The sequence below is a fragment of the Phenylobacterium sp. genome, assembly GCF_020402505.1.
Lineage (GTDB): Bacteria > Pseudomonadota > Alphaproteobacteria > Caulobacterales > Caulobacteraceae > Phenylobacterium.
Genome location: NZ_JADBZL010000040.1, coordinates 1 through 7,014, shown reverse-complemented (window position 1 = coordinate 7,014; position 7,014 = coordinate 1). Strand labels below are relative to the sequence as shown.

8 protein-coding genes are annotated in these 7,014 nt (G+C 69.1%); 5 read left to right on the top strand and 3 right to left on the bottom strand.

Annotated elements, in window-relative coordinates; all coding sequences use genetic code 11:
- Positions 1 to 153 precede the first annotated feature (153 nt).
- Positions 154 to 450 (top strand): 2TM domain-containing protein, encoded by a 297-nt coding sequence (locus IM632_RS03505; RefSeq protein WP_296483042.1) that lies wholly within the window; start codon positions 154 to 156, stop codon positions 448 to 450.
- A gap of 5 nt (positions 451 to 455) precedes the next feature.
- On the opposite strand, the gene IM632_RS03500 is transcribed toward IM632_RS03505, so the two are convergent.
- Positions 456 to 2,426: a DEAD/DEAH box helicase gene (locus tag IM632_RS03500; RefSeq protein WP_296504146.1), complete on the bottom strand. Its 1,971-nt coding sequence runs from the start codon at positions 2,424 to 2,426 to the stop codon at positions 456 to 458.
- A 178-nt stretch (positions 2,427 to 2,604) separates the two neighbouring features.
- Here IM632_RS03500 and IM632_RS03495 point away from each other — a divergent pair, with 178 nt between their 5' ends.
- The 3 genes from IM632_RS03495 (at position 2,605) to IM632_RS03485 (ending at position 5,044) form a co-directional block, all read left to right on the top strand.
- Positions 2,605 to 3,045 carry a hypothetical protein gene (locus tag IM632_RS03495; protein ID WP_296483048.1) on the top strand — a complete coding sequence of 147 codons (441 nt, stop codon included), beginning with the start codon at positions 2,605 to 2,607 and terminating at the stop codon, positions 3,043 to 3,045.
- 65 nt (positions 3,046 to 3,110) lie between these two features.
- On the top strand, positions 3,111 to 4,070 hold the full coding sequence (locus IM632_RS03490; protein WP_296483051.1) for an FAD-dependent oxidoreductase: 960 nt from the start codon (positions 3,111 to 3,113) through the stop codon (positions 4,068 to 4,070).
- 74 nt (positions 4,071 to 4,144) lie between these two features.
- Positions 4,145 to 5,044: a TauD/TfdA family dioxygenase gene (locus IM632_RS03485; protein ID WP_296483054.1), complete on the top strand. Its 900-nt coding sequence runs from the start codon at positions 4,145 to 4,147 to the stop codon at positions 5,042 to 5,044.
- Here IM632_RS03485 and IM632_RS03480 read toward each other — a convergent pair.
- Positions 5,041 to 5,442, bottom strand: coding sequence for a DUF1801 domain-containing protein (locus tag IM632_RS03480; protein WP_296483057.1), 402 nt, complete (start codon positions 5,440 to 5,442; stop codon positions 5,041 to 5,043). The genes IM632_RS03485 and IM632_RS03480 overlap by 4 nt on opposite strands.
- Before the next feature lie 402 nt (positions 5,443 to 5,844).
- On the opposite strand from IM632_RS03480, the gene IM632_RS03475 reads away from it, so the two are divergent.
- Complete coding sequence (locus IM632_RS03475) at positions 5,845 to 6,201, top strand: Fic family protein (protein ID WP_296497726.1); 357 nt, start codon at positions 5,845 to 5,847, stop codon at positions 6,199 to 6,201.
- A 25-nt stretch (positions 6,202 to 6,226) separates the two neighbouring features.
- Here IM632_RS03475 and IM632_RS03470 read toward each other — a convergent pair.
- A partial coding sequence (locus tag IM632_RS03470) for an alpha/beta hydrolase (RefSeq protein WP_296552012.1) occupies positions 6,227 to 7,014 on the bottom strand: 788 nt, incomplete at its 5' end.

Below are 7,014 nucleotides of genomic sequence, written 5' to 3'. Positions count from 1 at the left end.
CTGACCAACGCGCTTCGCGGACTTCGCCCCGCCCTCTCCTGGGACGGACGCGACCTGCCAGGCGGCGAGTCCCTGAAGTCCAGGCTGGAAGAAGGTCTTTCCCTTGCGGAAGACCGTGCTAGCGTCGAGTGATAACATCGAGAGAGGCTCGCCATGACCGCCGAGACCCCCGCCCCTATCGACCCGGAACTGCTTCTGAAAGCGAAGAAGCGGGTCGCTTTGCGTATGGGATTCTTCACCCATGCCCTGGTCTATGCGGTGGTGAATGGCGGACTGTTCGTCCTGAACATTTCCCAGGGCTCGGAATACCTCTGGTCCTTCTGGCCCCTCGTGGGCTGGGGGATCGGCCTGGCCGCCCATGGCCTTGCGACCTGGTTCTCGCTGAATGGCGAGGGCATGCGCGAGCGCATGCTGAAGCAGGAGATCGACCGGTTGACCCGAGGCCGGTAAGGCCGTCAATCGCCGCGTTTCGGTTTGCCGCGATAGGGCGCGCCACGCGATGCGGGCGCGTCGTTCGGCTTTCGCTTAGGGCCCGTTCGCGGGGGCGGCCCTGATCCGGCCGGCCGGGGCCTTCCCTTCCAGGGCCGATCCCCCGGAGGGACAGCGGCGCGGTCGGCCTGGGGGAACGGCTTCTTCTTGAAGGGTTTCTTCTCGAAGGGGGGCTTCTCGAAGGAGGGCTTCTCCAGGGGTTGGGGCGGAGTTTGCGCCGCCGTCTCTGTGGCGGCGGGCCGGGGCGCACGCTTGGGACGCGGCGGGGCGGAGCCCTCCTCACCCCTCGGCTCGAACTCCCGGCGGGGACGCTGGTGTCGGGGCGGCCGGGCATCGGCGCCGGGCGCCTCGGAAGGTGCGATCCGCGTCCCGTCCGGAAGCGGCGCGGCGATGGCGGCCGCAAAGGCCGGAGACACCTCCCGGGCGATCTCGAACCGGGTTTCGCCATCGAGGATGCGAATGGCGCCGATGTCGCGCTTGGTCACGCCCCCCGCCCGGCAGATCTTGGGAATGAGCCACTTGGGGTCGGCCCGGTCCTTGCGGCCGATGTCGATGCGGAACCAGTCCATGTCGCCGGGCTCGCGCCGGGGGCGCGGCTCGCCGGCCATCTCGGGCTTCCAGCGGGAGGGCGCATCGTCCTGGACATCCTCCGGCGGCGGCAGCTTCTCGCGGTAAAGCCGCATCAGGGCGCCGGCGACCTGCTCGGGCGATAGGCGCTCCAGGAGACGGCGGCCCTCGGCCAGGCAGTCCTCGTCAGGGGGCGAGACCAGGAGCGGATCCTCCAGCATGCGCTGGCGGTCCTTCTCGCGGATCTCCTCCGCGGTGGGCGGGCCCGCCCACTCGGCGCGGATGGAGGCGGTCTGGAAGAGGAGCTCGGCCTTGCGCCGCCGGGCTCTGGGGACCAGCAGGACCGAGACGCCCTTGCGCCCCGCCCTGCCCGTCCGGCCCGACCGGTGCAGCAGGCCCTCCACATTGGCGGGCACTTCGGCGTGGATGACGAGGCCCAGGTCGGGCAGGTCGAGACCCCGGGCGGCGACATCTGTGGCGACGCAGACCCGGGCGTGACCGCCGCGCAGGGCCTGCAGGGCTTCCGAACGCAGGTCCTGGGTCAGCTCGCCCGACAGGCCCACCACCGAGAAGCCCCGCTCGCGCAGGGTAGCCGTGAGGTGCTTCACCCGCTCCCGGGTGTTGGCGAAGACCAGGGCCCCCGGCGCCTCGTAAAAGCGCAGCAGGTTCACCACCGCCAGGTCCACCTGGCTGGGCAGGACGCGGATGGCGCGGTACTCGATGTCGCCATGCGGGGCGTCACGGTCGACGGTGTCGATGCGCAGGGCGTCGCGCTGGTAGGCCGAGGCCAGACGGACAATTTCCCTCGGCAGGGTGGCCGAAAACAGCAGCGTCCGCCGGTCGGCGGGGGCGGCCTCGAGCAGGACGGTGAGGTCCTCCTGGAAGCCCATGTCCAGCATCTCGTCGGCCTCATCGAGCACGACGGCGCGGAGGGCCGACAGGTCGAGGGCGCCGCGTTCCAGGTGGTCGCGGAGTCGTCCAGGGGTGCCGACGACGATATGGCCGCCCCTCTGCAGGGCGCGCCGCTCGGTCCGCGGATCCATGCCGCCAACGCAGGACAGGATCGTCGCCCCTGTCCCGGCGTAGAGCCAGGTCAGTTCGCCTGTGACCTGGAGAGCAAGCTCCCGCGTCGGCGCGATCACCAGGGCGGAGGGCGCCCCGGCCTCTCCGAAGCGTTCGGCGAGATCCAGAAGGGTGGGCGCAAGGGCCAGTCCGAAGGCGACGGTCTTGCCGGAGCCGGTCTGGGCGGAGACGAGGAGGTCGCGGTCATCGGGCGCCTCGAGGACCCGGGCCTGGACAGGCGTGGGTTCGGCATAACCGCGTTCGGAAAGCGCGCGGTCAAGCGCCGGGTGACTTGTGGGAAAAGGCATGGGCGGCGCCTATAGCACGGCGCGGAGGAAAGGGTTGCGGAAAGGTGGGGCGTGCGCCCCGTTTAGGGCCATCGCTTCCATAGCTCAGAAAAACATACATGTTCTTTTTTTGTTCTTGTCCGCGCCGGCGCAACATGGAATTCTGTCTGCGGGAGGGCTTCAGCGAGAAGCAGAGACGATGATCATCAAGCCCTGGGCGGAGTTCGACTCGACCCTTCCGAACGATCAGATCGACAGCGAGGATGAGATGGACATCCTCCAGTATCCGGGGAAGCTCCTCTCGGAGACCTTGGCCGAAATTCTCAAGGGGCTGGGATGCGAAATCCGTGACTTGATCTGCCTTCACGAACGCGGATGGGAACTGCTCTTCAGGGGCGGACCCGGGGGAAGGACCCGATTTGTCCTGCGGGTCACCCGGATCGACAAGCACCTGATCGGCCTTCAGCAGGCGAATTGGTGGCGGAGCACCTTCGTCCCGCGACATCCGGACTTTGTCTCGCTTTTGACAAAGCTTGCAGACGCCATGGCGGCGGACGACCGGTTCATCGACGTGCGGTGGTTCGCCCCAGACGAGATCCACAGCGGGATCCCCGGCGCCCTTCGCCCCATCGAGACCTGAGTCCGTGGCGCCCGGGCCTCGACAGAGGTTGACCTGACCCGAGGTTACCGGATCAGTCTAGGCCGATGATCCAGTCCCTCGACCGTATCGCCATCGTGGGCGCGGGCCTCTCGGGCCTGGCCTGCGCCCGCAGCCTCCACCGCGAAGGACGCAAGGTCCAGCTCTTCGACAAGGCTCGGGGCCCTGGAGGGCGGATGTCGACCCGGCGGGTGGAGACGCCGCTGGGAACCGTCGGCTTCGATCATGGCGCCCAGTACTTCACGGCCCGCGGGGAGAGCTTCCGCGCCGAGGTCGCCCGCTGGGCGGCGGAAGGCCTCGCCGCAACCTGGCCGGCGGCCGGTCCGGAGGCCTGGGTCGGGCTCCCGGGCATGAACGCCCCGGTGAAGGCCCTCGCTGAGGGCCATTCCGTGGCCTGGAACACAGTCGTGGAGGCCCTGACCCGTGATGCAGAGGGCTGGCGGCTGAAGATCCCAGAAGGTCTGTCGGGTCCCTTCGACGCGGTCGTCCTGGCCCTGCCCGCCGAGCAGGCGGCGGCCCTGCTCGCCCCCCATGACGAGGCCCTGACGGCGCGCGCCGCCGCCTCCCGCACTGCACCGTGCTGGACGGTCATGGCGGCGTTCGCGGAGCGTCTGCCCGTCGCCTCCGATACTCTGGAGGAAGACGGCATCCTCGGCTGGGCGGCGAGAAACAGCGCAAAGCCCGGTCGCGGAGGCCCGGAGACCTGGGTGCTTCAGGCGAGTCCGGACTGGTCCCGGGAGCATCTGGAGGACCCTGCCGACGCCGTGGGCGACGCCCTGTTCGCGGCGTTCGCCGCCCGCCTGAGTGCGCCGCTCCCGGAGCCGGTCATCCGCCAGGTCCACCGGTGGCGCTACGCCCGGTCCGCCACCGGATCCGAACAGGCCCTGTGGTCGGAAACGGCCCGGCTCGGCTGCTGTGGCGACTGGCTGTCCGGTCCCCGGGTCGAGTGCGCCTGGGACTCAGGCGAGGCCCTGGCCCGGCTGATCATCAACGCCCGGGGGGAATGACAGGTCTGCCGGCCCTGGGTTAGGCTCTTCCCAATGACCCGCCCCCATCCGTGAGGGCGGACGGAGGAAGCCCCATGAACGCCCCGGCTCTGACCAAGCATGTCCCCCTCCCCGCGGTCCGACGCACCCGCTATGGCGCCTTCGAGGTCACGCCGATCTCGCCACACATCGGCGCCGAGATCCGGGGGGTGGACCTGTCCCGGCCGATGACGCCGGAGATCCTGGCCGACATCCGCGCCGCCTGGGCGGACTGGCTGGTTCTGGTCTTCCGCGACCAGACCCTGGACCGCGAGGCGCACAAGGCCTTCAGCCGTAACTTCGGCCGCCTGCATGTCCACCCCATGCACCACGGCCGGCCGGACCAGGACCCCGAGATCCTTACCGTCAAGACTACCGCCCAGTCGCCCTTCACGGCGGGCGAGGCCTGGCACACGGACGTCAGCTGCGATCCCGTCCCGCCCCTGGCCTCCCTGCTCTACATCACCGAGACCCCGGAATGCGGCGGCGGCGACACCCTGTTCGCCAACATGTACATGGCCTTCGAGATGCTCTCGCCAGCCATGCAGGGCTTCCTTGAGGGGATGTGGGCCGTGCATGACGGCGCCCTGCCCTATGTCGGCAACTACAAGTCGGCCCCGCCCGAGGGCGGCTATCCGCGCACCCGCCACCCCGTCGTGACCCTTCATCCGGACACCGGCCGGAAGGTGCTGAACGTCAACTCGGGCTTCACGACCCACATCGAGGGCCTGCACCGCTGGGAGAGCCGCGCCCTTCTGGACATGTGCTTCGGCCTGCTGCAGCGCGAGCCCAAACTGCACTGCCGGGTGCGCTGGGAGCCCAACACGCTGACCCTGTGGGACAATCGCTGCACCCAGCACCACTCGGTCTGGGACTACTACCCCTTCTCGCGCTACGGCGAGCGGGTCTCGGTGCTGGGCGATACGGCGCCCGGCCCGGCGGTCCCGGCCGCCTAGGGGCCAGCCGCCAGCCTGGCCCGGATGTCCGCATAGGCCGCAGCGATGAGGTCCTCGAGGGCCGCCTCGGGCGCTGGCTGGCCCCACTTCAGCTTGACGTGCCGCATGCGCTTGCCGGCCCCCTCTAGGACGCCGGCGGGGTCCGGCAGGTCTGCGCCATGGAAGAAGCCCACGGCGGCGTGGGTGCGGTAAGCGGCGACATAAGCGAAGGCGGCGTCTTCCACGCAGGCCGTGGGCTGGTGGTCGTGCATGATCTGGAGCACATCCGACCCACAGGCCCGGATCCGGTCGAACCAATGCAAGGCGAGGCGGCGGATTCCGTCGTCGCCGGCCTCGAACCAGGTGGCGACGTCCGGGTCATCACGGCGGGCGCCGGAGAGGCGGAACAGGGTGCTCATGGAGTGAGTCTAGCGGATCCCGGGAGCGACGCCAGGGAGACCACCTGCCGACAGGGCCGCGGCAATCAGGGCGCGACCCTGGCGGATCTCGCCCGCCAGGCCGACCCCGGGCGCATAGAAGTCCTGGACGGAGAAGACGCTTGAGGCCCAGGGGTTGCTGATACCCGAACCCTCGCGCGGAAACCGTGTTCGTAGGTCGCCGGGGCGTCAACAGCCGAGCGCCTGGCGCGGCCGTTTCATTTGAATGCGCGCCTGCTGGCAAGTCCCTGTCTGGGCGCACGCTCATCCCAGCGCACACGAGACTTTCCATTTTTTCCCGTTTTCGTGCGAAGTCCGAGCGATGGGAAAAAGCATCCAGCATCTAAGCCTACGTCGAAGGCCGATCTGTCGGGTCTAAGGCGTTTGCTGGCATTAGCGCTGTCGAAGGGCGGAAACTGGTCCTGCTTTCCCGAGCACATTGGTCGGCAGATGGACTTGCAGTCTGCGCGGCTGCGGGCCCCGCTGTTCCAGTCGGGCGTCGACGGCGATGTGTTTCTCTCAAAGGCCGCCGCCTTTCCTGGCGAACCCAACGCTATTCACCCGTTCCGGGATGGCAATGGCCGGGTCCAGCCTTCCTACCTGCATCTGGTTGCCCTGAGGGCCGGCCATCCCTCGCAGTTTGATGGGCTGGGCCCGGAGGCGTTCATGCCGGCCATGATCCAGAGCTTTGACGGTGAGCCGGCCGCTCTACGCGAGGAACTCGCAGCGCTGCGGCGATAGACGACGCTTGCCAAGGGCGCCGGAGTCAGACCTCGGCCAGGAAGCTGCGGACGGCCAGGAGAACGTCCGCGAAGTTCTCGCGGCGGACATTGTGGCCTGCCCCCGGAATCCGGACGGACCGGATGACTGGGTTGAGCTCGCAGGCCTCGCGGGCCTGCTCCGGAGAGACCATGCTTCCCCGGTCAGACTCACCGTGGATGAGCAGGGTCGGCGACCGGATGCCGCGGAAGTCCTCCTGCCAGGCCACGTTCAGGAGGGGAAGGGCCTCAGCGTCCACCTGACGCTTCGATTGCACCCAGGCCGGAAACTCGGCCGGATCCCATGAGGGAGACTGCCGCATGCCGAAGGCGCGGAGCTCCGCCTCGGTCATGGACCGGAACCGGGCCACCTGTTCCCGGAATGTCTGGAGTCTGCGCGCCCTGGCCTCGGGGGCCATCGGAGGGACCAGGGGTGGATCCTCGAGCACCAGGGCCCGGACCCGGTCCGGAAAAGTGGCGGCGAAACCGGCGCTGGCCCGGGCGCCGACGGAATGTCCCATGACCAGCACACGGGTCAGGCCGAGGGCCTCGACCGCTTCGGCCAGGTCCCGGACGGGGTCGACAGCGTCCCCGGGGCCGACCCTGGAACTCGCGCCATGTCCGCGGGCGTCCAGCATGATGATGTCGAAATCCGGCGCGAGGGCCTCGGCGAGACGGGTCCAGCAAAGACCATTGTCGGTCAGGCCGTGCGAAAGGACCAGGGGCGGCCCGTCACCGCCGGTACGATGGTAGGCCAGCTGTCCGCCGGAGACGGCGACCTCGCCAGGGGTCCAGT

What these genes read in the sequence shown, in the direction of transcription:
- IM632_RS03500 (WP_296504146.1), bottom strand. Translation starts at nt 2,426, where the DNA reads ATGCCTTTTCCCACAAGTCACCCGGCGCTTGACCGCGCGCTTTCCGAA.
- IM632_RS03505 (WP_296483042.1), top strand. Translation starts at nt 154, where the DNA reads ATGACCGCCGAGACCCCCGCCCCTATCGACCCGGAACTGCTTCTGAAA.
- IM632_RS03480 (WP_296483057.1), bottom strand. Translation starts at nt 5,442, where the DNA reads ATGAGCACCCTGTTCCGCCTCTCCGGCGCCCGCCGTGATGACCCGGAC.
- IM632_RS03490 (WP_296483051.1), top strand. Translation starts at nt 3,111, where the DNA reads ATGATCCAGTCCCTCGACCGTATCGCCATCGTGGGCGCGGGCCTCTCG.
- IM632_RS03495 (WP_296483048.1), top strand. Translation starts at nt 2,605, where the DNA reads ATGATCATCAAGCCCTGGGCGGAGTTCGACTCGACCCTTCCGAACGAT.
- IM632_RS03485 (WP_296483054.1), top strand. Translation starts at nt 4,145, where the DNA reads ATGAACGCCCCGGCTCTGACCAAGCATGTCCCCCTCCCCGCGGTCCGA.